Origin of the sequence: Shewanella sp. SM95 (assembly GCF_025653595.1) — a bacterium.
Taxonomy (GTDB): domain Bacteria; phylum Pseudomonadota; class Gammaproteobacteria; order Enterobacterales; family Shewanellaceae; genus Shewanella; species Shewanella oncorhynchi.
The window spans coordinates 88,575-114,615 of record NZ_JAKKSE010000011.1 but is presented as its reverse complement, the minus strand read 5'-3'; the positions used below and the strand labels follow the sequence as shown (position 1 = coordinate 114,615).

Here is a 26,041-nt window from a genome sequence, read left to right as displayed (position 1 = left end):
AATTTTTGAATTCCGTTAGTCCCCCATTAGTCCCCCGTTAGTCCACCCTGATATAAACAAGCAGACACAAAAAAGCCCGCAACTGATTAAGATTGCAGGCTTTATTGTTTATGAATTTGGTCGGTATGAGAGGATTCGAACCTCCGACCCCTGACACCCCATGACAGTGCGCTACCGGGCTGCGCTACATACCGAATTTTTAAGTATATTGCATACCTGTTCTGACTTAGCTAAATACAGTTTAGCGATAATCTTTACGGCTTTGCTCAATTACTTATCACTTAAGATACTGTTTATGGGGTTTATCTTAAGCGAGCCAGAACTGTAGCAATTGCCTCGCAACTGCGCAAGGGCTTCATTACATCTCTTTGATCAACTGCTTAGTTTATGTTCTGAATGACACAATTTTCGTCGATAATGATTGCTCGATACTGATTACGTCCATACTCAAACAGGATTTAGCTGCAGAACAGACATAATGACACCCGTTTACTAAATCATCATTCAATGCGAGTGCATATGGGCGAGTCGGTACTCATCCATGCGCTCGAGTAGATACGGGAAAAAGGGATTCCATTTCTGTCGTAACATTTCAGACGCTGACACGCTATACAAGCCGCGCTCTCCCCGCGAAGCTGAGGCTCCGATTTGGATCCTATGTAAATCAGGCTGGATCACGGCGCCATAAAGCCCATCATCTATGCCAAAAGGTAGCGCAACATGGGATAAAGAATACACGCCTGCAGGCCAATATAAATCTAATATCCGCACGTTTTCACTGACCTGAGTGAGCACTTTACCCTGTGCGTCTATATCCTGTGTATCTAAATTCTGTTCATCTAAACCCAGTTCATCTAAACCAAAGTATCGCGCCTGAACCTGCGTGGTTTCATTACTGATATTTTCCACCACAGTGCCACGATAATGTAACTCAGGATTATTAATGTTCGCCAACAAGCCCGCAAGCGGATCATTGGATACCATCTTGGCATTCACATCGAGTCGGTTCATATCAAACAGCACTAGCTCATGACCTTTTTCTGGCAATGTTTGATACAGATTATTCACCACCGCCGCGGTTGAAACGGTTGCATCCACTACCGACTGAAAGGTGAGTATCGACGGAACTTGCGCCCGTTGCTGCGGCGTTAATCCTGCCAATAAACCTTGGTTACGCAGGGCTAATTGATAAACTACATCGCCCGCATTAACCGCAAAAGAGGTGTATTTAAAGGGATCGTACTCTACTTGAATACTGTTCCATTGCAGTTTATCCAGCTCCAACAATCGTCCTATCCAACTCTGCCAGCGTGCTGCCGCCGCAGATGGCGCTAGCCCTATCGCGGGAGAGATAAAAATCATTCCATCATAATCAGGGGCTTTATCATGGCTTATACGTTCTAACTCATGGTTCAGCGCGACGGCGGCCCCCGTCGAAAAAGCCACCACAAATAATGGTTTATCTTTCAGAGTTTGCCGCATATGCGCTGTGGCTAAATTCACCGCTGCGGCCAGATCTTGCCAATAAAGCTCAGTCAATCCACTTGGAATCGTGCCATGTCCTGGCAGTCTTAAACCGAGCACATGGGCTTTACCTTTAAAGTGTACTGCCACATTGGATAGAGCATAGGGCGAATCCGACATACCGTGGAGCAGTAATACTCCAAATTCGGCATTAGCCACAGGCCATTCATAACTGCGATTCCAGTTTTGTGGCCAATGGGCAGGATCAGACAAGCTATTTTTAACATAGCGATTCACTGGAGATAATTCAGAGGTAGGAATCTTCTGTACAACTTTGCGCTCAACTTCGCCGAATAAGCGGTCTTCTAGCGCTAAGTACTCATTAAAATTAGCGAGTTTAGTATTATAATGGAACTCATTTTCTAGCTCGACCGTATGCCAAAGTGACAGCTCAGGGCGCGCATTAAGAAAATAGATCCCTGTCGCGAGTAACGCCACCACTATGCCAGTACTCGCATACACTGCAGCTAAAAATAGGTGTTTTGTCGAACCTATGATGATGGCCTTCATCGCTGTTCCTACATGGAGATAAAATATGCAACTAGATTATACGGGTAGATAAAAACATCCTTCAAACGTTTTACCGCGATAAAAACCACTAGTGTAAGCAGTACAATTTAATCACTCCAATTTAATCACTTCAATTTAGTCACCCCAATTTACTCATCTCGCAATTTTATTAGCCGCATAGGCCTTAATCGGGTTAGGATCGAAAATAGTCTTATTCCAACGAAACTTATACACTCTCGATGATAATCGGTAATCCACACGCTAGGTTCGCCTACTATCTTCCTACCGCGCCGCTGGTACCTGAGAACTGGCATTACACTCAGCCAGACGCTGTCGCGACTCTTATAGCTCTCAATGGCAATCATTGGCGTAAGATCTTCACTATTATGGCCAAAATAAGTACGGTTGGAGATGACTGGCGCAGCTATCGTGACCAAGTGTTACTCAAGCAAAATGAAATGATCTGCATAGGCGCTATAGAGCTGATGGCAAACGCGAAGATCCATCTTGTCGCGGGGCAAGTAGCTGCAAATGCTTTAGGGCTCACCATGTCCGTGAACGATTCCGGTGCGCAGCATTTAACTGCCCAAAATAAATCCATAACCGTACTTAAGCTGCCATCTTCGCCAGGACAGCATTGTTTACTCACGCCCTATTTGGATTATCGCCAATACCCAAACCAACTGATCGCCCTGACACGCCAACACTTAGCAACGCCAGAGCCCCAACACAGTTAATAATTCCATTATGATTGTGGTAACGGCTGTCACCACAGCATTAGTCACCAAATAACAAAGGCATAAAAAAGCACTCGTGAACAGAGTTCAAACGAGTGCATATTCAAGGACGATTCAGGGTTAGTCGTAAATGGTTGGAATAGGCTGACGTTTATGCTGTGTCGCCTTATAAATACCAATTAACTTGTCTTCAACCGCCTTGCCGACGTCCTTACCCTCAAGGAAATCATCGATTTGCGCATAGGTTAAGCCAAGCGCGACTTCATCTTCGAGTAGCGGTTTATTGTCTTCTAAATCCGCGGTCGGCGCTTTATAGACTAACGATTCTGGCGCGCCAAGATACGCGGCGAGTTGGCGAACTTGGCGCTTGTTAAGACCAAATAAAGGTGCAAGATCGCAAGCGCCATCACCCCACTTGGTATAAAAACCTGTGATATTTTCGGCGCTGTGATCTGTCCCCACCACTAACCCTCCTACGAGTCCAGCGAGTTCGTATTGCGCTATCATCCGCATACGGGCTTTGACGTTACCCTTCACAAAATCGACCTTCGCCACATCGGGCAAAGGCAATCCAGCTTCGACTAACGCGGCAACAGCAGCGCTATGCACACCATCAACACCTTGATGCACATTCACTGTGACCAATTTAGAAGGTTGAATAAACTGACAGGCTAATTGCGCCTCATGCTCATCTTTTTGGATCTGATAGGGTAATCGTACTGCGATAAACTGATAACCACCTTGGCTACTTTCTTGGTTTAAACTGTCCACCGCTAACTGACACAAACGCCCAGCAGTAGAAGAATCCACCCCACCGCTGATCCCTAATACCAATGCCTTGCTACGCGCTTCTTTTAGTTTGGTTTTAATAAACGCGACACGACGTTGCACTTCGAACTCAGGCTCTATGGCCGTGAGTACCTTCATTTCTCTTAAGATTTGCGCTTTCACCGAAAATTCCACCTTAAATTATCGCTGTATTTGGACTACCTGAACCCAACTAACGTTAACATTTATTCGCAACTGCCTGTAGTTAAAATTAATGCTTAGTTAATTGATTATTGATAAACGCTATAAAAATAAGGGCAACAACGGTTTGCCGTTATTGCCCTAGCGTAAATCAGTCAGCTTAATACCAATACAGCTACCAACTTATCTTTCCCAGTAGGATTCTTCTAAGCTGTCTTCGCGCTCAGGTAAACCACGGGATAAACGCGGGCTATGCTGGGCTAAGACTTCGTAGGCGACGCGGTTAGCGTACTTACACACTTGAGAAAACGAGGAATAACATAGGCCATCGCGCTTATGTTTACTTGAGCCTGGCACGTTAGTCTTGTGGAAAGTATTGGCCGCCAGATCGTGCAATAACGCCGATAATGCGCCATCGCCAGCGCCATTAGTGTTACCGATTTTTTCTGGGCCGCCCATGTAAGGTGAAATGTGGGCAAACACTTTGATTGGTGTTTCACAGTCACTTTTAAGCTTTGGACGGGAAAATTCATAACGGTTAAATTCAGGGATAGCACCCGGCAACAGCGTGTGAGTCGTTTCGCGTTTTTCTGAGTCCTCGGTATAACCCGCAGTATAAAGCCCGATTGGACCCGCTGTGGTTAATACCATGTCGCACCATTCTAAAGCTTTTTCACTGGCAAGCAGAGGATCCCGTGAACCCGTTAAGGCTTCACCTTCGTCTTCATTCATCGCCAAAATGGTGACATGTTCTTTGATGAAGTTTTGCCACCATTGTGGATCTTCTTCAATCAAGAAACGCGTGCCTAAGGTTAATACCACGGGAACTTCGGCGGCTTTTGCATATTCGATAGCGCACATGGCCGCATCGGTAATACGGTCGCCATCACTGGCGCGCATCAAATACGCGGTCAACACTAAGGCTGAACTGCCCTGCACCACGTCTTTATCGATAAATTCAGGTGTGAGTTTATCCATAGCGCCTTTGCTGATCGCAAATGTTCGCTCGCCGCACTCAGAAATCAGGGTAAAACAGCGACCGATAGGACCATCTACAGGTTGTAGAAAGTTAAGGTCGACTTTAGAAGAGGTATTACATAAATAGCGGTAGGCGTAACTGCCCACTTCGATATTTTGACTCATTACTCCAAACAGCACTGAACGGTCATCGGCCAGAATAGAATAGTTGTGCACTGTGTTACCAATAGTGCCACCAGCAAATTCATCGCTAATCAAACCATGAATTTTTAACTCAGTGTAGAGTCTGTGGGCCTGTTCATCATTGATCAAGGTAGAATTACCTTTGGGCAAGCCATAACGGCTCAGCAATTCGTCTTCCACTTTCGCTTCGATATCCACTAAGGTTTGATCAATACCGCTGATATAGGTCGCAAACGGCTGAGGCTGTTGAGTCAGCTGTTCAAGCAGCGGATCTCGGGTTTTAACCGGAAAATAATGTTTAGATTTACGCTGACCGGGAAACTTCATAGTGGCTCTCTTTTCCTGGCATCCATGCTAATTGGCGTCTGCCGAGGCGGTCAAGCCAAGCAGCATCCTAAAAATATTGAGTCTAGGCTAGCGAGACAAAAAAACCACCCCCTTAGCCGGAAGGGCGCAGATTCTATCACAAAATCAGTTCGAAGCCAGTGCTCCTATACCCAAGATACCGCTTGTTCTTGGATTAATTGCCGTAATAATTCAATGTGTAACTCATCGTCGTTCAAACAAGGGATAAACCGATAGTCGCTGCCACCCGCATGTAAAAAGGTTTCCTTAGCACCGATGGAGATTTCTTCTAAGGTTTCGAGGCAATCGGTCGCAAACGCAGGGCAAATCACATCGACACTTTTGATCCCTTGCGCAGGTAACTCGGCCAGTAATTTATCGGCGTAGGGCGTTAACCATTCTTCGCGGCCAAAGCGCGATTGGAAGCACACTTGCCATTGCGACTCGCTCAGCTCAAGTTTTTGCGCCAACAGTTTAGCCGTGACAAAACACTGCTCGCGGTATGGATCGCCCTCTTTCACATAACGCAGTGGAATACCATGAAATGACAAGAGCAACTTGTCGGCCTGCCCATGGGTTTTCCAGTGGCGCGTCACACTGTGTGCCAGCGCAGCAATATAAGCGCTATGGTCAAAATAGTCTTTATTAAAGCGAACCTGCGGCATGTCACGCACGGTTTTAAGATAACGGGCAACGGCATCGAACACACTTGCCACCGTCGAGCAGGAATATTGGGGATACAAAGGCAGCACAATAATGCGCTCTGCCCCTTGGTCTTTCAGGCGTTCAAATCCCGCATCGATGGAGGGATTGCCGTAACTCATACCCAGTTCAACCGGGATGGTCTGGTTAAAGGTTGCACTTAAGTCCACCGCCAGTTTTTGTGCTTGGCGCTCACTTATCACCATCAAGGGCGAACCTTCTGGCGTCCACACGCTTTGGTAAAGTTTGGCGACTTTAGCCGGACGGGTGTTGAGGATAATACCGTTCAGCAGCGGTTGCCAAATCCACGGCGATAAATCGACGACACGCGGATCACTTAAAAACTGCCTTAAAAAGCGTTTAACGGCCTTAGGACTAGGTTGATCAGGCGTGCCGAGGTTAACCAATAACACACCAAAAGCAGGGGAAGGATTCAACGTTAGGCTCATGGTTAATGAAGTTCACTTGGAGGCTAACATTGCGATACCCATAAAAAAAGCCTGCATCGGCAGGCTTTTTCTTAATATGAGAACTTGTTCTCGTAAATTAACCTTTATTCGGTTATTTCAACACTCTAGCTAACTGCTCACTCACGGCCGCAACCGATTGAGTACCGTCAAACTTGTTGTATTGAGTTTGGCCAGCGGCAGCCACTTTACCGTAGTATTCAACGAGCGGCTTAGTTTGCTCGTGATAAATCGCGAGGCGTTTACGCACTGTGCTTTCTTCGTCATCTGGACGAATAGCTAAATCTTCGCCCGTCACGTCGTCTTTACCTTCCACTTTAGGTGGATTGAAAACCACATGGTAAACACGGCCAGAACCTGGGTGAACACGGCGACCGCTCATGCGCTTAACGATTTCTTCGTCTGGCACGTCGATTTCAATCACGTGATCAATGCTAATACCGTTTGCCGCCATCGCATCCGCCTGTGGGATAGTACGTGGGAAACCGTCTAACAAGAAACCTTTAACACAGTCTTCCTGTGCGATACGCTCTTTAACCAGACCGATGATCAGATCATCAGAAACCAGTTGACCAGCATCCATCACTTTTTTCGCTTCCAAACCCAGTGGAGTACCCGCTTTTACCGCGGCACGTAACATATCACCAGTGGAAATTTGTGGGATACCATACTGTTCCATAATGAACTGGGCCTGGGTACCTTTACCGGCACCTGGGGCGCCCAATAGGATAATGCGCATCTCAAGAGTCCTCTTTTCGCATTGATATTCTTCTTAGGGCGGCGATCTTCGCACATCTGGCCGCCATTGAGAAGGGTTTTAGCTTCGACTTTAGCCTCAGAAACCGCAAATAAACTGCGGTTACTAAGCGATTTTTTTCATTAATAGAGCAAAGTATAGAGCTTACGGCGGTATTGATTGGCTATGGGATTACCTTGGCCAAGTGCCGTTAATACTTCCATAAATACTTGTTTTACTGTGCCATTTTCAGCACCTAAATCTTTACTGAGCACACCGAATAACAGTTCTAATGCTTCATCATCGCGGTGGGCAGCATGCAATGCCTTACTCAGCTCGAGTAATAACACTAAATCTGTTGGATTTTGCTCAAACTTTTGCTGCAAATCGCGAATTTCAGGGGTATCCGCCGCATCCAAGGCCAGTGCGAGCTTAGCTTTTAAACTCTGGTAATAACCATCTTGGTCGGCAAGCCCTACTTTCTCAAGCATGGCTTGTGCTAACACTAATTCGCCCTGCATCAGATACACATCGGCAAGCACTAGACTCACCTCACCCGCTTGATTTGACCCTGTATGTGCTTCTTTAAGCAACACGGCGGCAGTGGCAAGATCCTCTGCGCTAACTTGACTCAGGGCGAGTAATGCTTTTGCCTGTGCTAACTGTAACTGCCACATAGGCGGTAAATATTTATCCAGCATAGCCGTGACTTGCGCCGCATCTTGCAGGCCAGCAAAACCATCTACAGGCTGACCTTTATCCAATACTAACGTGGTCGGTAGACTTTGAATGCGAAAGTAATTGGCAATTTCTAATTCGGCTTCACAGTCGACTTTAGCGAGCACGAAACGACCCGAATTTTGCGCGGCAATTTGCTCTAAGGTGCGCAGCATAGCCACACTTTGTTCCTGTGGCTGTGCCCAAAATGCTAACACCACGATCTGTTGCATCGAGGCGTCAACCACTTGCTGAATATTGTCTTTAGTCAGGCTGAGGATATTATCCATAGTATTCCCTTAACATTTAAGGCCTCTATCATGGGAGGCCTTATTCTTTTAAAACTAAGCGTTAGAACCAAGTCTTAAAATCGAGTCTTATCGCTAACGAATTGAGTGACAGGCTAGGCGCAAACCACTCTTCCTGCACTAGAAACCATATCGGGGCCGTTCAAAGAAGGGCCCCGATAGTCATTTACTTCATGTTAGCCAGTAACATTTGGTTCATCAGCTTGATAAAGGCCGATGGGTCCGCAAGGCTACCTTTTTCAGATAATTGCGCCTGTTGCAGCAGCAGATTTGACCAATCCGCGAAGGCGGCTTCATCTTGAAGATCATTTAAGCGCGATACTAATGGGTGCGCTGGGTTGATCTCAAATGTCGGCTTCACTTCTGGCACAGGTTGACCCGCAGCTTGCATCAGCTTGATCATCTGAGTCGACATTTCGCCTTCACCCGCCACCACACAGGCTGGGGTGTCAGTTAAGCGTGACGTGACTTTCACATCCGCAACGGTTGAGCCTAATGCCGCTTTAATGCGTTCAACTAAAGCTACCGATTCTTGCTCAAGCTTTTCTTGCGCTTCTTTTTCAGATGCATCTTCCAGCTCGCCAAGTTCTAAATCACCACGGGTCACTGAGTGCAGTTGTTTCTCTTTGTACTCAGTTAAGTGGTTGATTAGCCACTCGTCGATACGCTCTGACATCAGTAAGACTTCAATGCCTTTCTTACGTAACAACTCTAAATGTGGGCTGTTAGCTGCGGCTTCATGGCTGTCGGCAACAATGTAGTAAATCTTAGTTTGACCTTCTTTCATGCGGCTGATGTAGTCATCAAGTGACACAGTCGGCGCAGCACTGCCCGTGTGGGTCGAGGCAAAACGCAATAAGCCAGCAATACGCTCACGGTTGGCGAAATCTTCCGCAGGCCCTTCTTTCAGCACTTGCCCAAATTCAGCCCAGAACTGTTGATATTTTTCCGCATCGTCTTTCGCCAGTTTTTCCAGCATGCCAAGCACACGTTTGGTGATACCAGTACGCATCGCTTTGGTCACGTGGTTATCCTGCAGAATTTCGCGGGATACGTTCAGCGGCAGATCGTTTGAGTCAATTAAGCCCTGCACGAAGCGCAGATAAGATGGCATAAATTGCTCAGCGTCATCCATGATGAACACACGTTGTACAAACAGTTTTAGGCCGTGTTTACGGTCGCGATTCCACATATCCCAAGGCGCTTTTGCAGGAATATACAATAGGTTAGTGTATTCTTGCTTACCTTCTACCCGATTATGACTCCACAGTAGTGCGTCGGTGTAATCGTGGGAAATGTGTTTGTAAAACTCTTGATACTCTTCGTCACTGATATCAGCTTTATTGCGCATCCACAAAGCCGTGGCTTTGTTCATGACTTTCCATTGACCTTCGGTCGCAGGAATTTTTTCGCCATCAGGACCATCACGCTCTGGCGAGCCTTCTTGCCACATTTCGACTGGCACAGAGATATGATCTGAGTATTTAGTGATGATCGAACGCAGGCGCCAATCATCGGCAAATTCTTTTTCTTCGTCACGCAGGTGCAGCGTAATTTCAGTACCACGGCTCGCCTTGGTGATGGTATCAACGGTGAAGTTACCCTCGCCTTCTGATTCCCACAATACGGCTTCATCGGCCTTATGACCGGCAGCGCGAGTGCGAACAGTGACTTTCTTCGCCACGATAAAGGCTGAATAGAAACCGACACCGAACTGACCGATTAACTGTGAATCCTTTGAAGATTCGCCCGATAGATTCTTAAAGAAATCAGCGGTGCCTGATTTTGCGATTGTGCCTAAATGCTCAATCACGCCGTCGCGGGTCATACCCACGCCGTTGTCTTCGATGGTCACAGTGCCTTTTTCTTTATCGGCACTGATACGGACTCGCAGTTCACCGTCGCCTTCATAGAGTGCGTCATTGGTCAACGCCAGATAACGCAGCTTGTCCGCCGCATCCGCAGCGTTGGAGACCAGTTCACGCAAGAAAATTTCTTTGTTGGAATACAAAGAATGGATCATCAAATGCAACAGCTGTTTGACTTCTGTTTGAAAACCATGAGTTTCTTGTTGTGACATGAAATTTTCCTTTATTTGTTACGCAATTTGGTAAAAGTAACGCTTAGTGTTTACTAAATGGGGCTCCAAATTTGCTTTTCAAGGGCAAGGGCTAAAACGAGGTTCGAATGGCGAAAAATAAGGCGCTTGATGAATACCAAGCGCCTATATGTATGCTTTCAACATCAACCTGCACGAGGCGTTAGTCTTGGGCTAATTCTTTTTCTAACTGTTGGGCGATGGCTTCCGGCGATCCGCTGTTGCGGGCAAAGAGTCCATAAGCGGCGGGGATCACGAAGATAGTGAATAAGGTTGCCAGTAAAATCCCCGACAACACCACTACACCAATCACAAAACGAGTTTCAGCACCCGCGCCTACCGCCAATACCAATGGCACGGCGCCAGCAGCAGTAGTGATCCCTGTCATTAAGATAGGTCGTAACCGCTGCGCTGACGCTTGGATAATGGCCTTATCAAAATCAACGCCTTTATCCCGCAATTGGTTAGCAAACTCGACAATCAAGATGCCATTTTTCGCGGCTAACCCGACCAGCATAATAATGCCTATCTGACTGTAAATATTAAGACTCTGCCCCGTAAGCCACAAACCAATTAATGCACCGACGGTAGCCAGCGGCACAGTAAGCATGATCACCACAGGGTGGATATAACTCTCAAACTGCGCCGCGAGCACGAGGAATACAATCCCCAGTGCGAGGATGAATACGAAGTACATAGAGCTACCCGACTCTTGATAATCGAGGGATTGGCCCTTGTAGCTAATCACCGCTTCCGCTGGTAAATAGGTACGCGCCAATTGATTCATATAATCAAGGGCTTCACCTAGACTATAGCCATCTTCTAAACTGGCTTCTATGGTGATCGCGCGCATACGGTTGTAACGGTTCAGCGAACTGGCGTCGGCAAACTCCTCCACAGTCACTAAGTTAGACAGCGGAATAAGCTCCTGACTGCGCTCGGAACGAACATAGATATTTTGCAGATCCGCCGCAGTATTTTGATTATCGCGCTCGCCTTCAACGATCACATCGTATTCTTCACCGTCACGCATAAACGTCGTCACTAAGCGTGAGCCCAGCATGGATTCCAACGTACGGCCAATGTTTGAAATCGACACTCCAAGGCTCGCCGCTCTGTCTCTGTCGATGACGACACGAAGTTGAGGCTTAGTCTCTTTATAATCGTGATCTAATCCCAATAATTTGGGATTCTGTGCCGCCTTTTGCATCATGATATCGCGCCAGCGGGCAAGCTCTTCGTAGCTAGGTCCACCAATCACAAATTGCACAGGTTTACCTACACCGCGACCAAAGGCTTGGCGCATTACAGGGAACGCTTGCACTCCGGCGAGATTGGCAAGACGTTTATTAATGTCGACGATAACTTCCTTTACTGGACGACGTTTGCCCCAGTCTTCCAGAACTATGATTGCCATTCCGTTAGAGAAATCCGCCGCGCGGCCAAAGCCACGGGGGGCACGAATGAGCAGACGTTTGATATCACCCGTTTCGACCAATGGCATCAAGCGGTTTTCCACTTCATTCATATAGGATTCTATGTATTCGTAACTCGCGCCCTGTGGCCCGTTGACCATCAAGAATAACGAACCACGGTCTTCCTGTGGCGCAAATTCTTGCGGTACTTTTTGGACTAAATAGACACTAGAGCCTAATGCGACTAACACCAGAATCGACACCAATATCGGGTGAGCCATGGCGGATTTTAAGGACAATTGATACCGATTTGACACTTTTGTCATTATGCCGTCGACCTTACGTACCAACCAAGAATCCTGCGAGCTCGGCTTAAGCAACTTAGAGCACATCATAGGCGTGAGTGTGAGCGCCACTAGGCTAGAGAACAGCACCGCCGCACTCATGGTCACAGCAAACTCTTTAAATAATTTACCTAAGTCACCCTCAAGGAAAGTGATTGGCATAAATACCGCGACCAATACGAGTGTGGTCGCGATAACAGCAAAAGCCACTTCACGCGCACCGAGGAAAGCAGCTTTGAGTGGGGAATCTCCTTCTTCGATACGTCTATGGATGTTTTCCAGCATCACAATCGCATCATCCACCACCATACCGATGGCGAGGATCATCGCCAATAAGGTCAAGAGGTTAATGGTATAACCTAGCGCATACAGCACAATAAAGGTGCCGAGCAAAGATACTGGCACAGTGATCGCGGGGATTAACATAGCGCGCACACTGCCAAGGAACAAATAAATCACGATAATCACTAAAATCATCGCTGTGAACAGGGTTTGATACACTTCTTTAATCGAGGCTTCGATAAACACTGAGCTATCGTAGCTGCGTTTAATCGACATCCCCGCTGGCAAGGTCGGGTTGATTTTGTCAACCAGCGCATTCACTGCGCGCGCCACTTCTAACGTATTGGCGGTTGACTGTTTAGACACGCCTAAACCTATCATTGCCTCTTTGTTGCCACGGAACATAATCCGCTCTTCATCAGAGCCAATTTCCACCCGCGCGACATCGCTCAGTTTGACTAAATAACCGTCTTCCCCTTGGGTGATCACTAAGTTTGCGAAATCTTCGGCGGTGCGATAACCCCGCTCTAGTCGCACTGTAAAGTGCCGATCCTTCGACTCTATCGAACCTGCAGGTAACTCGACGTTCTCAGCTCTGAGCGCGGCCTCAACATCGGCAACCGTTAAACTGCGAGAGGCCAAGGCTTGTCTGTCAAGCCAAACGCGCATGGCGTAAACCTTACCACCACCAATACGCATCCGCGCCACACCATCGACCACCGAAAAGCGGTCCGACAAATAACGGTTGGTGTAATCGGTCAATTCTAGGGTCGTCATTTGATCCGACACGAGATTGAGCCACATGATCACTTCATCACTGCCATTGGCCTTTTGTACTTCTGGGGGATCAGCTTCATCGGGTAAATTGTCGAGTAAACCTGAGATCCTGTCGCGCACATCGTTAGCTGCATCTTCAATATTACGGCTAATATCAAACTCTAAGGTAACCGATGAGCGGCCATCACTGCTCGATGAACTCACGTGACGAATACCTTCGACGCCACTGATCCTGTCTTCAATCAATTGGGTAATGCGGCTTTCCACCACAGCAGCACTGGCACCGCGGTAATTCGTGTCGATAGATACCACTGGTGGATCTATATTCGGGTATTCGCGTAGGGGTAATTTATCAAAGGAGACAAGCCCGAAAGCAACCAGCAGCAAGCTGATCACTGAGGCAAATACGGGACGTTTGACCGAGAGATCAGTAAGGATCATACACTTGGCTCCGCGTTCGTATCGGCAAGATAACTAAACTTTTCCGCGAACTCAGTTTGCACTTTATCCCCAGGATGAACTTTCAGTAAGCCGCGGATCACCACGTTTTCGCCCAAGGCTAAACCGTCTAAGATCTCCACCCAGCCTCGAGTGCGAATACCAATAGTGACTTGTTTACGTTCAATCACCTTGTCAGCATTGACGCTGTAAACATAATGGCTGTTTTGGATCGGGATAATGGCAGATTCAGGCAACATCAAGGCCTCGCGGCTACGCTTGATGAGTTTGACCTTCATCAACATGCCCGGTAATAAACGCAGCTCAGGATTGGGGATTTCGGCGCGAACGATCACTGTGCGTGTGGTTGGATTCACGCGGCTATCAATCGATGTCACCACACCTTTGAAAGTCACATCAGGGAAAGCGACCGCTTTGGCTTCCACCTTTTTACCTGGCTCTAAATCTTGAATAAAGCGCTCTGGCACTGAAAAATCGAGCTTAATGGTAGAAATATCATCCAATGTCGTAATTACAGTGCCGGGCGACACTAAGCTGCCTACACTGATTTGACGTAAGCCCAAACGGCCATTAAAAGGCGCCAAAATACTGCGATCATTGAGTGATGATTGCGCCTGTTCGAGCTCGGCACGGGTGGTATCAATAAGGGTTTGTAATCTGTCGCGTTCTAACTCGGCCACAGTGCGGCTAGTCACCAACGAACTGATACGAGCTAATTCACGTTGATTATCACTGACTTTGACTTGCGCGGCTTTAACCTTAGCGATCTGCTCAGCATTTTGCAGTTGGACTAATAACTCGCCCTTTTTAACAATATCGCCGTCGTCAAATTTAAGCGCTATCACCATGTCGGTGACTTTAGGCGTTATCGTTACAGATTCTGCGGCTTTATTGCTACCAATAGCTTCAACTTCATCGCGAATGGGCGCCATAGCGGCAGTGGCAATCACCACATTAGGTATGAGTTTAATCTGGGCTGCAGCAATCTCTTGCGGTTGCATGGCTTGGTATCCAAACCATGCCGCGGCCAATATGGCGATTATTAGAATAATTTTTTTCATCGGGCTTCCAAGGAATGACTCGCATTAATGACGGCTAGTTTACTCACTCACATCATCGCATCAATACGTTTTACTTTTTCTTACAAATTACGCTGATAGCGCAAAATATGTATGATTAAGTGTCTTTGGCGATATCAATGGTTGAGTTGCCAGAATGTAGTACGATAACAAGGTTGTTAAGTGATTAATTTTACTTATTGCCACTAAATCAACATTTATCACTAAAACCATTTGAAAAAGATTGGTATATAGATAATTTAATTCTGCAACACAGATCGCCTAGATAATCGACAATCCCCTGCTTAAGACTCAAATTGCGGCCAATAAAAAAGGGCGATAATTCGCCCTTTTCTAGTCAACTGCTGAAATTAACGTATTTGACGTTCTTCTTTCATCAGGTTTGACAGTGACTGGTACACATTGCTAACTACTTCATCGCTTAATGGCTGATCTTCGTTATCGCGAAGGAAGATTTTCGTTTCTTCTGGAGTATCACCATCTTCAAGCAGTAAACGGTAGCTACCTTCTTTCAGTGCTAACTTATCTTCGCCCCACAATGAACTCCAGAAACCAGAGTTATCGTCAAACTTGATAAAGTACAATCCTTTAGCACTATCCATATCGGCAATTTCAAAGCCCATTTCTGGTAGCACTATGCGTAGACGATCCCACACTTGCTTGTAAGAGGCTTTAGCAGACCAGTAAGCTTTACCTTCTTCAGGCGTTACGAGATCAACATTAATACCTAAGGTTTGCTTCAAACGATTCGATTGGATCGCTTGGTCGCGCTTAACGCTGATATACGCAATGGCGCTGTTCAGCATATCAATAGTGTATCTTTGCTTATCTTCACCGCTTAATAAAACTTGTTGCGCTTTATCGTCGTAGAACTCTTCGTGTTCAACTAAGTGAATAACGATATTGGCAGTGCGACCATGTGGACGCGTTTCCACGTCAAAACGATAGCGTTGGCGCAATAGATAAACTTTATCCGCACCCCACATGCTCGATTCAATCACTTCACGGCTTTCAATCCAATCGGTTTCTACGTTGCCTTTGTCAAAATCACGGCTACGAACAGCAATACCTTTTTGAGCAAAGAAACCATCTAAGTTTGTGAAGATTTCTTGTTTCAAATCCACAGCATTGTCGATGGATTCAACCACGATTTTAATGTTGTCACTGCCCTCTTCCACATGAGTACCTTCCGCCATTGGCAGTACTTGCAGTGGCGGACGGATATCTAAGTTTTTGCCATACAGCGAAGCATTCACTTTAGAACCCAGTGCTGGTACATCGAATTCTTTATTGTAGGGTGGCGTTTTTAATCCCGCGGGGATCTTAAGCAAAGGCGCTTGCTCGGCCTGAACATAGTCGTCGTTACCGTTCGCTTGGCGGCGATCAAGTGGCGAACTACAGGCTGCAACTGCAGCAACTAAGATCAGTGGAGTGACTTTCTTTAACATTAATTATTTAACCTCTATCTGGGCACGAGTCATTGCTTCTATCAACAGACCATGACATTGCTCAGAAAGTTCAGTCAAAGGTAAACGAATATGGCCACATTTAATCAAACCCATACGATGGGCAGCCCATTTTACTGGGATAGGGTTGGCTTCACAAAACAGTGTGCTATACAAACCGCGCAGCGGGGTATCTATGCTCTGAGCAAGCTCGGCATTGCCAGCGAGCGCCGCATCACACATAGCTTTAAAAGCCTTTGGTACTATGTTGTTAGCCACAGAAATTACGCCATTTCCACCTAAGAGTAAAAACTCTCTGGCAGTGGCATCATCACCGCTATACAAGAGGAAATCATCGCCGCACAGTTCGCGCAGACGTTTTACACGGGATATGTCACCGGTCGCCTCTTTTACACCAATAATGTTGCTTACGCTAACAAGCTCGGCAACAGTTTCTGGCAGCATATCAACGGCAGTACGACCTGGAACATTATAAAGAATTTGTGGAATATCTGTGCTAGCGGCCACGGCTTTATAATGCGCAATCAATCCCTTAGGCGTTGGCTTATTATAATATGGCGTTACACCAAGCATAGCGGCAACACCCACCTTAGATAAGGACTTGGTGAGCTCAACGGCTTCAGATGTGGCATTGGCGCCATTGCCACCAATGACAGGAACACGTCCCGCAGCAAATTTAACGGTTTGTGAAACGACCGCTACATGCTCAGGCATAGGCAGAGTCGCTGACTCGCCAGTAGTACCAACGGCAACAATGGCATCTGTGCCTTGGTCAATATGGAATTCGACTAACCTTTCAAGACTTGCAAAATCTACTGAGCCATCACTGTTCATTGGCGTGATTAAGGCTACGATGCTTCCGTTTATCATCTGACTTTCCCCAAGATTTCAGGATTCGCTATGGTACTGATGCCAACCACTAATGACAAGCATTAACGGGGCTCTCAAATTGAATTAGTTATGGTAGCATTACATCCCGCACAAAAACTCAGCTTTAACCCTGAGTTTTCGCTCTATGATATCGAAAAAGTGAGGAAAATTCATGACCAATTTCCTGGTCGTAACAGCGATGGGTCTCGACCGTCCTGGACTTGTAAGTAAACTAGCTCGACTTGCCAGTGACTGTGACTGCGATATCGTCGACAGCCGTATGGCATTATTTGGTAACGAATTTACCCTAATTATGATGTTGTCTGGCTCGTGGGCATCAATAACGAAAATTGAAAGTATGTTCCCCAGTCTCAGCGTTGAGTTAGAACTGCTGACGGTGATGAAACGCACCTCTAAACACACACCACAAAACTACCTTTCTCGCCTCGAAGTACGCTTCACGGGTAAAGACCAACGCGGCACCATTAAACGCATTACCCAGTTCCTTGCTGACAGGTCATTAGATCTTGCCGCAGTACGTTCATTTTCTGAGGAACTCCCCGGTGGTGAACAAACGCAAAATGTGTCGCTAACCATTAATATTCCTGAAAAAGTTGAACTAGAAAAGCTCGAACAGAGTATCTATCAGCTCGCCCAAGATATGACCTTAGATTGTACTATTCGTCGTATGGAAGGCACTGCCATCTTAGAGGACAGAGGATAATAGATGAATACCTTAACGGCTGGGGCAAAAGCGCCTCACTTTACACTGCAAGATCAACATAGTAACTCAGTATCGCTGGCAGACAGCCTTAAGCAAGGCCCTGTTTTAGTGTATTTTTACCCGAAAGCATCAACGCCGGGTTGCACAGTTCAAGCCTGCGGTCTACGTGACAGCAAAGCCGAGCTCGATAGTCATAATGTCACTGTATTTGGCATTAGCCCAGATCCTGTGGCTAAACTGGCTAAATTTGCAGAGAAACAAGCACTCAACTTCACTTTGCTGAGCGATGAAGACCACAGTGTCGCCGATGCTTTTGGGGTCTGGGGTGAGAAAAAATTCATGGGTAAAACCTATGATGGCATCCACAGATTAAGCTTCCTTATCAATACCGACGGCACCATCGCCCACGTATTCGATAAGTTTAAAACCAAAGATCACCATGAAGTCGTACTCGCGCAAATCGCGGGTTAATGACAGATATGACGACGAATACAAGGCTTCAAGCTGCTGCTTTAATCGACACAAAAGTGTAAACGTTGTCAGTTGAACTTGGTAGCCTGAATAAATAATCGGCAATCGATAACGAAAAGGTCCTGAAATCAGGACCTTTTTCATGAAAAATTTTCACTTTCATATCACAAGATGCAGTCAAACCGAGCGAAAAAACCGCAAAAGCATTCAGCTATGCCCGTATTCTATGGCATCACAACGTCGGTTTATCCTGCCACATAGGGCCAAATAATCGCAGCGGCAATGCTCCACATGGTTAACCAAATAAAACGGTCAAGGTAACGCCATGCCGCTGGGCGAGTAAAAATGGGCGCTAACAAACGCGCACCAAAACTTAAGCCAAAAAACCAAATAAATGATGCCAGTACGGCACCCGCGCCAAACCAAGGCCGATCAAAATCATCAAATTGAGTGCTAATGCTGCCGAGCAACACCACAGTATCAAGATACAAATGCGGATTAAGCAAACTGATCCCAAGCGTCGTCAGTACGGCTTTCTTAAATGTGTCCGCATTATCGGCTTGATCCATCTCAATGCCCTTAGCCACAAACGACGCCTTTAGCGCATTCGCACCATACCAGAGTAGAAACGCGGCGCCACCGAAACTCGCCACATGCTTAATGGTCGGGAAAGATTCAATAATGTGCCCCAGCCCCGCCACACCCGCAGTGATCATCAGCGCATCAATGATAGAGCAGAGTAAGGCAATCGGTAACGGGTATGAGCGCTTGATGCCTTGCTTGAGCACAAAGGCATTTTGCGCGCCCACAGCAATAATCAAACTCCCACCAATCCCCATACCCTGTATAAATGCCGCTTGCATAACCACCTCTCATGTTCAAAGAAGGCGCTAGCATAGTCAAAACAACAAAATTAATATAACTAATGTTTTTTATGTATCATAAGTAAAATTAATAATGGTCCAAACACACTCATTTGAGGATGACTATGCTGGAATACGCGAATCTCAAAGCGCTCGCCGTTGTGGTCTCGGAAGGCGGTTTCGACCGCGCTGCCAAAGTGCTGCACATCACCCAGTCGGCTGTATCACAGCGCATTCGACAACTTGAAGAAAAAGTCGGTCAGTCACTGCTTATTCGCTCCAATCCTGTGGTCGCAACGCCCACAGGTAAGCGCCTGTTGCGTCACTATTCACAGGTACAATTACTCGAGAGTGAATTAAGAGCCGAGATGGACGCCGACGATCCCAACCATCCAACCACAGTACGCATTGCTGTGAACGCCGACAGTTTGGCCACGTGGTTTTTACCTGCGCTAGCAGGCATGTTCAGTCGCCACGCTTGGTTATTGGAATTAATTGTCGATGATGAGTCTTACACCCATCATCTATTGAAAAATGGTGAAGCGGTCGGATGTGTCACCACAACCGAAGTGCCGATGGCGGGTTGCAGCAGTGAGTTTTTAGGCACCATGGAATATTTGTGTGTGGCCACGCCCGAATTTGCCGCGCGCTATTTTAGCGATCTGAGCGACACTCCATCATTTAGTAACACCTCGTCATTCAACACCATCAACCAAGCTCAGTTAGCAAAGGCGCCAGCAGTGGTGTTCTCCACCAAAGATAAGCTTCACGAGAAGTTTCTCGCCCAGTATTTCAATATGACGCCAGGGCAATGGTGGCAACATACTATCCCCTCTTCAGAAAGTTTTTTAGAAGCGATTAACTTAAGCTTAGGTTATGGACTCGTCGGTCATCTGCAAGCGAAGCCATTAATCGATAAAGGGATACTGATTGAGATCACCCCAGAACGGCGCATGCGCGTGCCGCTGTTTTGGCAGCATTGGAATATCAAAGCAAAACAAACGACACTGGTTTACCGTGCCCTTGCGGCAACCGCGCAGCATAATTTGCTGCAGGCATAAAAAATCGGGCTCAAACCAAAGTTTGAGCCCGATGTTAAAAGCCTTCAATCTAATATCAAGTGAGTCTTAAAGACTCAGATTTAACATTTAAGAGTTAACTCACTCTTTATTAGCTCGCTCTTAACGCAGCAATACGTTTCTCTAATGGAGGATGACTCATCATCATTTCTGCCATTGAACGTTTGCCGTTAATACCGAAGGCTGACATTTGTGCAGGCATTGCCGTACTTTCAGGGCCTTGGCGTAAACGCTCAAGCGCAGCAATCATCTTACCTTTACCCGCTAAACGTGCCGCACCTTCATCGGCTTTGTACTCACGAATACGTGAGAAGTAAGCGACGATAATTGAAGCCAAGATACCGAATAGCATATCCAGTACGAAAACAACGGCCATGTAAGCAAACATACCTAAACCTTCGCCTTCTTCATCATTACTCGACACGAAGTTGTTGATAATACCAGCAACCACACGGGCCGCGAAGATCACGAACGTGTTCACCACACCTTGAATAAGTGTCAAGGTCACCATGTCACCGTTAGCAACGTGGCTCACTTCGTGGGCTAATACGCCTTCAATTTCATCTTGGCTCATGCCATATAACAGACCCGTACTGACAGCCACTAATGAATTGTCTTTACTTGGACCAGTAGCGAACGCATTCATGTCAGGCGATTGATAAATCGCCACTTCTGGCATTTTAATCCCTGCTTGCTTAGCTTGACGGGCAACCGTCTCCACTAACCAACGTTCGGTACTGTCACGTGGGGTGGTGATGACTTCACAACCCATGGTCTTTTTCGCCATCCATTTTGAAATGGCTAAGCTGATAAAGGCCCCACCGAATCCAAAAATGGCAGCGAACACCAGCAGTCCACCCATAGTAGACGTGTTCACGCCTAGAATAGACATCACAATTGAGGCTACTAGCAACACAGCTAGGTTAGTCGCAATCAATAGAAATATACGCTTCATTTCAGCTCCTTTAGGGCAAGAATAGGCCATTTAACTTTGTTCAAAGACATAATATGTCCAAATCATCGAAATTCAAGTGGTAAAAGAAAAGAGTTTTTAAAATAGGTATCTTTCTCGTATATAGACACTGCCTTTCATGGCCGAGAGTCTAGGGGCAGTATATTAATCGAAACTTAAACTTATGCCCAAGCAACCTCAAGAGACGAGTTTCATCGCGTTCTGAGAGCTTTAATTCAAGGCGCATCAATCACTGACTTTTGCATTGATGCCACACAGAAGTAGAATGCCCCGAACGCTCCATCTTGGTGGGGATCACTATCTTGAAAAACACCGCCGCTAGCCGTGCTAGAGCGCAATTCTGCTTTAACTCTCTATGTTTATCGGAATTAATCTTTGTTAACATACCAATACACTCCGAGATTTCAGGATACAAAATGACAATCAACGCCCTACTACTGAGCAGCTCTCGTGTCGGTGATACGCCTTATCTTGCCCACGCGCTCCCTTTTATTAAACCGCTCACCGCCAACGCACAAAAATGGATTTTTATCCCCTATGCAGGGGTTAGCATGAGTTATGACACTTATTTAGCGTCTGTCGTGACTGGGCTAGCTGAGCTTGAACTCGATATCAGTGGTATTCATCAGCATCCAGACCCTAAACAAGCAATAAAAGATGCCGATGGAATTTTAATCGGTGGGGGTAACACCTTTCACCTGTTACACCAACTATATCATTATGATCTGGTCACGCTTATTCGTGAGCAAGTCGCCCTTGGTAAACCTTATATCGGCTGGAGTGCGGGTTCAAACGTATCGGGACTGAGTATTCGCACCACTAATGATATGCCGATCATCGAACCGCCTTCGTTCAACGCATTAAACTTAGTGCCGTTCCAGCTCAATCCACACTATTCCAATTACCAAGCACCGGGCCACAATGGTGAAACCCGTGCCCAGCGATTATTAGAATTCACTAAAGTCGACCCATTAACCCCAGTGATCGGCATAGTTGAAGGCTCAGCTTTGTGGCGACAAGGAGACACACTATCACTCTTAGGTGACAAACCTGCGTATTTATTCTGTGGTGAGCAGCAAGAGATCCTAATTCCTGTGGGCAGTGACCTATCGCACTTACTCAAGTCCTAATATCCACGTTAGCATATCTAAATGGGCTCACAGTTAACACCGTGAGTCTGAATCACTCATTAGCAATAATTAAGATTAACTATTTGATATTGTAAGTTTTTAATTAACACTCTCGATTCAACTGCGCCAATTTTGTGTAAAAATGCCACTGAATTCAATGAGAACAGGGTTAGCTCAGCCAAGACAGTTTTTACTGCAGTACCAATTGCTATTACTTATCGTAAAATCACACCGCAAAGTATTGAGAACGGCACCTAAAATAGCGCCAAGCATAATTTATGTTACAAATCTCTAGCTACGCAGGTAAAATTATCCCTCACCTCAGCTACTCGAATCCCACGACTGAGGATTTTATAGCAGACAAGTTATTAATATTTAGGGATTAGATAGACTGAAGCATATATTGTGCCTATGAATCAGCGTCATTTTAGTAAGGAGTTTCCATTTTGCGAATGAATCTTATGATGAATTACCCTACCGGTTATCCGGCATTACTCAAAAAACTACCTTTTGTCATCTTGACCGCCATCGTCTATGTCGTCGGCATAAACAACGTCAATGCCGCAGCGGCAGAGACAACACCAACGCCTGCACCAGAGAAGAAATCCAAAAAATTCTCCCAAGACACAGTCATTGAACTCGCTCAACAACTGTCGCAAAAGCCATTTAAAGAAGCGAAAAAAGCACCTAAAGAACTGGTTGATCTCGATTTCGCGACCTATGGCAAAATCAATTACCAAGAAAATGCCGCGATTTGGGGCGGAACACCGACCAAATTTTCGGTACAACTTTTTGCTCCAGGCTTTCTCTATAAAAACCTTGTCGATATCGACGTGGTCGAAAACAGCAAAGCTATTCCAATTGAGCTAACAGAAGCTTCGTTCGATGTCCCTAACGACACCATTGAAAAACTCATCACTCAAGTGGGCCAATACGCGGGTGTGCGTTTACATTACCCTATCAATGATGATGAAATAAAAGATGAATTCATCATGTTTCAAGGTGCGAGCTATTTTCGCGTGCTCTCTAAAGGGCAAACCTATGGCTTGTCTAATCGTGGTTTAGCGATTGATGTCGCTCAGCCAAAAGGTGAAGAATATCCCCTGTTTAAGCGTTTCTGGGTCGAGCGTCCATCTAAATATCAGACAGCAATTGTGGTTCATGCTCTGCTAGATAGCCAAAGTGTCACTGGCGCCTATCGTTTTGGTATTTATCCCGGTTCACCATCACGTGTCGAAGTGGATGTAACCTTATTCCCACGCAAAGATATCCAGCATGTGGGTCTTGCACCGCTGACCTCTATGTTCCTCTTTGGCGGACTCGATAACTCAGATAAACCCGATTACCGCCCACAAGTACATAACTCCGACGGCCTACAAATCGATCGTGGTAATGGCGAACGCCTATGGCGCCCATTAAATAATCCTAACAAACTGCAGATCAGTGCTTTTGGCGATGCAGATATAAAGGGGTTTGGTCTTATCCAGCGCCATCGTAAATTTGAAGACTATCAAGATCTGAGTGCAAACTATCAACTTCGACCTTCTGCATGGATTGAACCCCTCAATGATTGGGGCAAAGGCCAACTGGTGTTGCTTGAAATTCCCTCTAATGCTGAAACCAACGACAACATAGTTGCCTATTGGGAGCCGCAAGGCGGACTGAAAAAGGATCAGCCCTATAAATACTCCTATCGCATAACAGCCTCAAACGACAGCCCTTCTACGGCGTCAAAAGCACGTGTTGTCCGCAGTACTAAGGGGCAAGTCTTAGCAAAAGGCAAAGAATTACTTATCGATTTCAGTAACATCAAGCCGCAAGATATTGATAAAATTATCATCGATGCCAGCATCAGCAAAGGTAAAATCCTGTCGTCTCGGATTGTCGCCCACCCAGACATCAATGGCGCTCGAGTATTTATCAGCTTCGAACCAGAAAGTACCAATGTAGCCGAACTGAGAATACAGCTTAAGAAAGACGATAAACCACTTGCAGCGACTTGGCTGTACCGCTGGAATAGCGATGATTGGCAATAAGCTGATATTCACTAGTATCACTGTCTAACAAGCATAAACTGACCGAGTAAGTGAATAAAAAGCGCTAGTATTTACTGGCGCTTTTTTATGCCTAGGGTTTTATTTATAGGCTTACTATTTATAGGTTTTATCTCTAACATAAATAGAACAAGCCAAGGCTAAAAACTCACGACCTGCTTTTCAGCAAACATAATCCCATACCTTATCACTCGACTTCTCTGCCAGCATAACTACAGGCTTACTTCAAAATGACACTATCAGCTTAAAACATAGCACTATTGTGTGATTTTAGGGTTATTAGCCTTTCCTGATGTGCGTCGCAGCAAGGACCTCTGCGAACTAAAGTAAGCAGCACGTTAAGTGTGTCAGTCAAGTTTGACCTTAAACCCCTCACGAAGAATGCCGACTAAAAGTAGAAATCTGAATGCAAAAAAGCCTCGATATGAATATCGAGGCTTTTTCTTTTTTGGTACCCGAGGCCAGACTTGAACTGGCACGCTGTTACCAGCGAGGGATTTTAAATCCCTTGTGTCTACCGATTCCACCACTCGGGCAAACGCTGAATATTAATGACGGGAATCATGTCAAAAATATTATTAACTCTAAATCATTAACGCTTAACACTAATAAATCTATTTAATAAAGCCTATTGAAGATTCGGACTTTATTTTTACCATCACTATCAAAATAATGGTACCCGAGGCCAGACTTGAACTGGCACGCTGTTACCAGCGAGGGATTTTAAATCCCTTGTGTCTACCGATTCCACCACTCGGGCAAACTCTTGATATTAACGACGGGAATCGTGTCATTAATATTTTAATCTATGGAGGCGCGACCCGGAGTCGAACCGAGATCGACGGATTTGCAATCCGCAGCATAGCCATTCTGCCATCGCGCCATAGTTGCTAACTCATGTTGAGTAGAATTAGACTTTAAAAATATTGGAGCGACATATCGGGTTCGAACCGATGACCTATACCTTGGCAAGGTATCGCTCTACCAACTGAGCTAATGTCGCATCTTGTTTTACTAGTCACTCAGATAAACAAAGCATTTCACTTTATTACCTAGCTAATATCAAACATCAATATTTGGTAACGTTAAGACTTTGTTTGCACATTGCCTCTTGTCTACGGGGTGGCATTCTACCGATTTACCACCCAGTGTCAACCGCTGTTTTATCGATAACTTACTGCTTGCACACTAAATAATCTCTTTGATTTTTTATTGCACTATTCAGCGGTAAGATCTTTCCAAGCGGCTAAAATGTAACTCATCATTGACCAAAACGTTAATACAGCGGCGATATATAACAGTACAAATGCGGCATTAGTCATTAAAGGATTGTATTGCCAAATCAGCCCAATAATTGCCACCATTTGCGCAGCCGTCTTATATTTACCAATCCAAGACACGGCGACAGTACCACGTTTACCAATTTCAGCCATCCATTCCCTCAACGCTGAAATGACAATCTCGCGACCAATCATAAACAGGGCGGGCAATGTCAGCCAGATATTCGCGTATTGATCGACCAACAAAACTAAAGCTGTAATCACCATCAACTTATCAGCGACTGGGTCAAGAAAAGCGCCAAAACGAGTTAATTGTTTCAATTTACGGGCAGCATAACCATCTAATGCATCCGTTAACGCCGCGAGCCAAAAGGTAAATGCGGCAACAAAAGGGGTCCAGTCATAGGGTAAATAAAACAGCACCACAAAAATGGGCAGTAAAAAAAGCCTGAAAAGAGTTAATGCTATAGGTAAGTTAAACGGCATGATCAAACCAGTTAG

The 26,041-nt window shown here is 45.9% G+C and carries 20 protein-coding genes and 5 tRNA genes; 6 read left to right on the top strand and 19 right to left on the bottom strand.

All coding sequences use genetic code 11. The features are described 5' to 3' along the window. Window positions 1-117 precede the first annotated feature (117 nt). A tRNA-Pro gene (locus L5M29_RS13415) sits at window positions 118-194 on the bottom strand. A 310-nt stretch (window positions 195-504) separates the two neighbouring features. Then, the gene (locus tag L5M29_RS13410) at window positions 505-2,034 is read right to left on the bottom strand and encodes an alpha/beta hydrolase (protein ID WP_263168212.1); all 1,530 of its coding nucleotides are present in this window, start codon (window positions 2,032-2,034) and stop codon (window positions 505-507) included. A 239-nt stretch (window positions 2,035-2,273) separates the two neighbouring features. Between L5M29_RS13410 and L5M29_RS13405 the strand changes: the two genes are divergently transcribed. Continuing rightward, on the top strand, window positions 2,274-2,771 hold the full coding sequence (locus L5M29_RS13405; protein ID WP_263168211.1) for a DUF6942 family protein: 498 nt from the start codon (window positions 2,274-2,276) through the stop codon (window positions 2,769-2,771). Between the two features lie 120 nt (window positions 2,772-2,891). Here the strand turns inward: L5M29_RS13405 and nadE are convergent, their stop codons facing one another. From nadE to dapA, 10 genes are all read right to left on the bottom strand, one after another. Further along, window positions 2,892-3,722, bottom strand: a complete 831-nt coding sequence (gene nadE, locus L5M29_RS13400) for an ammonia-dependent NAD(+) synthetase (RefSeq protein ID WP_263168210.1) — start codon at window positions 3,720-3,722, stop codon at window positions 2,892-2,894. A 201-nt stretch (window positions 3,723-3,923) separates the two neighbouring features. Next, window positions 3,924-5,228, bottom strand: a complete 1,305-nt coding sequence (locus L5M29_RS13395) for an inosine/guanosine kinase (protein WP_028759658.1) — start codon at window positions 5,226-5,228, stop codon at window positions 3,924-3,926. Between the two features lie 164 nt (window positions 5,229-5,392). Continuing rightward, window positions 5,393-6,397 carry a ferrochelatase gene (gene hemH / locus L5M29_RS13390; RefSeq protein WP_263168208.1) on the bottom strand — a complete coding sequence of 335 codons (1,005 nt, stop codon included), beginning with the start codon at window positions 6,395-6,397 and terminating at the stop codon, window positions 5,393-5,395. Window positions 6,398-6,509: 112 nt separating this feature from the next. Beyond that, entirely contained in the window at window positions 6,510-7,154 is a 645-nt protein-coding gene (gene adk, locus L5M29_RS13385; protein WP_028759655.1) for an adenylate kinase, read from the bottom strand. 140 nt (window positions 7,155-7,294) lie between these two features. After that, window positions 7,295-8,158, bottom strand: coding sequence for a co-chaperone YbbN (locus tag L5M29_RS13380; protein WP_263168207.1), 864 nt, complete (start codon window positions 8,156-8,158; stop codon window positions 7,295-7,297). A gap of 184 nt (window positions 8,159-8,342) precedes the next feature. Next, the gene (gene htpG, locus L5M29_RS13375) at window positions 8,343-10,256 is read right to left on the bottom strand and encodes a molecular chaperone HtpG (protein WP_028759653.1); all 1,914 of its coding nucleotides are present in this window, start codon (window positions 10,254-10,256) and stop codon (window positions 8,343-8,345) included. A 181-nt stretch (window positions 10,257-10,437) separates the two neighbouring features. Then, window positions 10,438-13,533, bottom strand: coding sequence for an efflux RND transporter permease subunit (locus L5M29_RS13370; protein ID WP_263168206.1), 3,096 nt, complete (start codon window positions 13,531-13,533; stop codon window positions 10,438-10,440). Beyond that, window positions 13,530-14,612 carry an efflux RND transporter periplasmic adaptor subunit gene (locus L5M29_RS13365; RefSeq protein ID WP_198572356.1) on the bottom strand — a complete coding sequence of 361 codons (1,083 nt, stop codon included), beginning with the start codon at window positions 14,610-14,612 and terminating at the stop codon, window positions 13,530-13,532. Before L5M29_RS13365 ends, L5M29_RS13370 begins: the two co-directional genes overlap by 4 nt. Before the next feature lie 368 nt (window positions 14,613-14,980). Continuing rightward, complete coding sequence (bamC, locus tag L5M29_RS13360; RefSeq protein ID WP_198572357.1) at window positions 14,981-16,078, bottom strand: outer membrane protein assembly factor BamC; 1,098 nt, start codon at window positions 16,076-16,078, stop codon at window positions 14,981-14,983. Window positions 16,079-16,081: 3 nt separating this feature from the next. Next, window positions 16,082-16,966: a 4-hydroxy-tetrahydrodipicolinate synthase gene (gene dapA / locus L5M29_RS13355; protein ID WP_263168204.1), complete on the bottom strand. Its 885-nt coding sequence runs from the start codon at window positions 16,964-16,966 to the stop codon at window positions 16,082-16,084. 172 nt (window positions 16,967-17,138) lie between these two features. Between dapA and L5M29_RS13350 the strand changes: the two genes are divergently transcribed. Both L5M29_RS13350 and bcp read left to right on the top strand, forming a co-directional pair. Further along, on the top strand, window positions 17,139-17,690 hold the full coding sequence (locus L5M29_RS13350) for a glycine cleavage system protein R (RefSeq protein WP_028759648.1): 552 nt from the start codon (window positions 17,139-17,141) through the stop codon (window positions 17,688-17,690). A 3-nt stretch (window positions 17,691-17,693) separates the two neighbouring features. Further along, window positions 17,694-18,161 carry a thioredoxin-dependent thiol peroxidase gene (gene bcp, locus L5M29_RS13345; protein WP_263168203.1) on the top strand — a complete coding sequence of 156 codons (468 nt, stop codon included), beginning with the start codon at window positions 17,694-17,696 and terminating at the stop codon, window positions 18,159-18,161. Window positions 18,162-18,406: 245 nt separating this feature from the next. Here bcp and L5M29_RS13340 read toward each other — a convergent pair whose 3' ends face one another. Beyond that, window positions 18,407-19,024 carry a LysE/ArgO family amino acid transporter gene (locus L5M29_RS13340; protein ID WP_028759646.1) on the bottom strand — a complete coding sequence of 206 codons (618 nt, stop codon included), beginning with the start codon at window positions 19,022-19,024 and terminating at the stop codon, window positions 18,407-18,409. 125 nt (window positions 19,025-19,149) lie between these two features. On the opposite strand from L5M29_RS13340, the gene L5M29_RS13335 reads away from it, so the two are divergent. Further along, entirely contained in the window at window positions 19,150-20,085 is a 936-nt protein-coding gene (locus L5M29_RS13335; RefSeq protein WP_263168201.1) for a LysR family transcriptional regulator ArgP, read from the top strand. Between the two features lie 109 nt (window positions 20,086-20,194). Here L5M29_RS13335 and htpX read toward each other — a convergent pair whose 3' ends face one another. Beyond that, window positions 20,195-21,058, bottom strand: coding sequence for a protease HtpX (gene htpX / locus L5M29_RS13330; protein WP_006082065.1), 864 nt, complete (start codon window positions 21,056-21,058; stop codon window positions 20,195-20,197). A 434-nt stretch (window positions 21,059-21,492) separates the two neighbouring features. Here htpX and pepE point away from each other — a divergent pair, with 434 nt between their 5' ends. Beyond that, on the top strand, window positions 21,493-22,206 hold the full coding sequence (gene pepE / locus L5M29_RS13325) for a dipeptidase PepE (RefSeq protein ID WP_219251641.1): 714 nt from the start codon (window positions 21,493-21,495) through the stop codon (window positions 22,204-22,206). Between the two features lie 452 nt (window positions 22,207-22,658). Continuing rightward, window positions 22,659-24,242: a glucan biosynthesis protein G gene (locus L5M29_RS13320; protein WP_263168280.1), complete on the top strand. Its 1,584-nt coding sequence runs from the start codon at window positions 22,659-22,661 to the stop codon at window positions 24,240-24,242. Window positions 24,243-24,709: 467 nt separating this feature from the next. Here the strand turns inward: L5M29_RS13320 and L5M29_RS13315 are convergent. The 5 genes from L5M29_RS13315 to pgsA form a co-directional block, all read right to left on the bottom strand. Then, window positions 24,710-24,796 (bottom strand) — tRNA-Leu (locus L5M29_RS13315). A gap of 137 nt (window positions 24,797-24,933) precedes the next feature. Beyond that, a tRNA-Leu gene (locus L5M29_RS13310) sits at window positions 24,934-25,020 on the bottom strand. Between the two features lie 49 nt (window positions 25,021-25,069). Beyond that, a tRNA-Cys gene (locus tag L5M29_RS13305) sits at window positions 25,070-25,143 on the bottom strand. Between the two features lie 44 nt (window positions 25,144-25,187). After that, a tRNA-Gly gene (locus L5M29_RS13300) sits at window positions 25,188-25,263 on the bottom strand. A gap of 214 nt (window positions 25,264-25,477) precedes the next feature. After that, on the bottom strand, window positions 25,478-26,026 hold the full coding sequence (gene pgsA, locus L5M29_RS13295; RefSeq protein ID WP_028759642.1) for a CDP-diacylglycerol--glycerol-3-phosphate 3-phosphatidyltransferase: 549 nt from the start codon (window positions 26,024-26,026) through the stop codon (window positions 25,478-25,480). Between the last annotated feature and the right edge of the window lie 15 nt (window positions 26,027-26,041).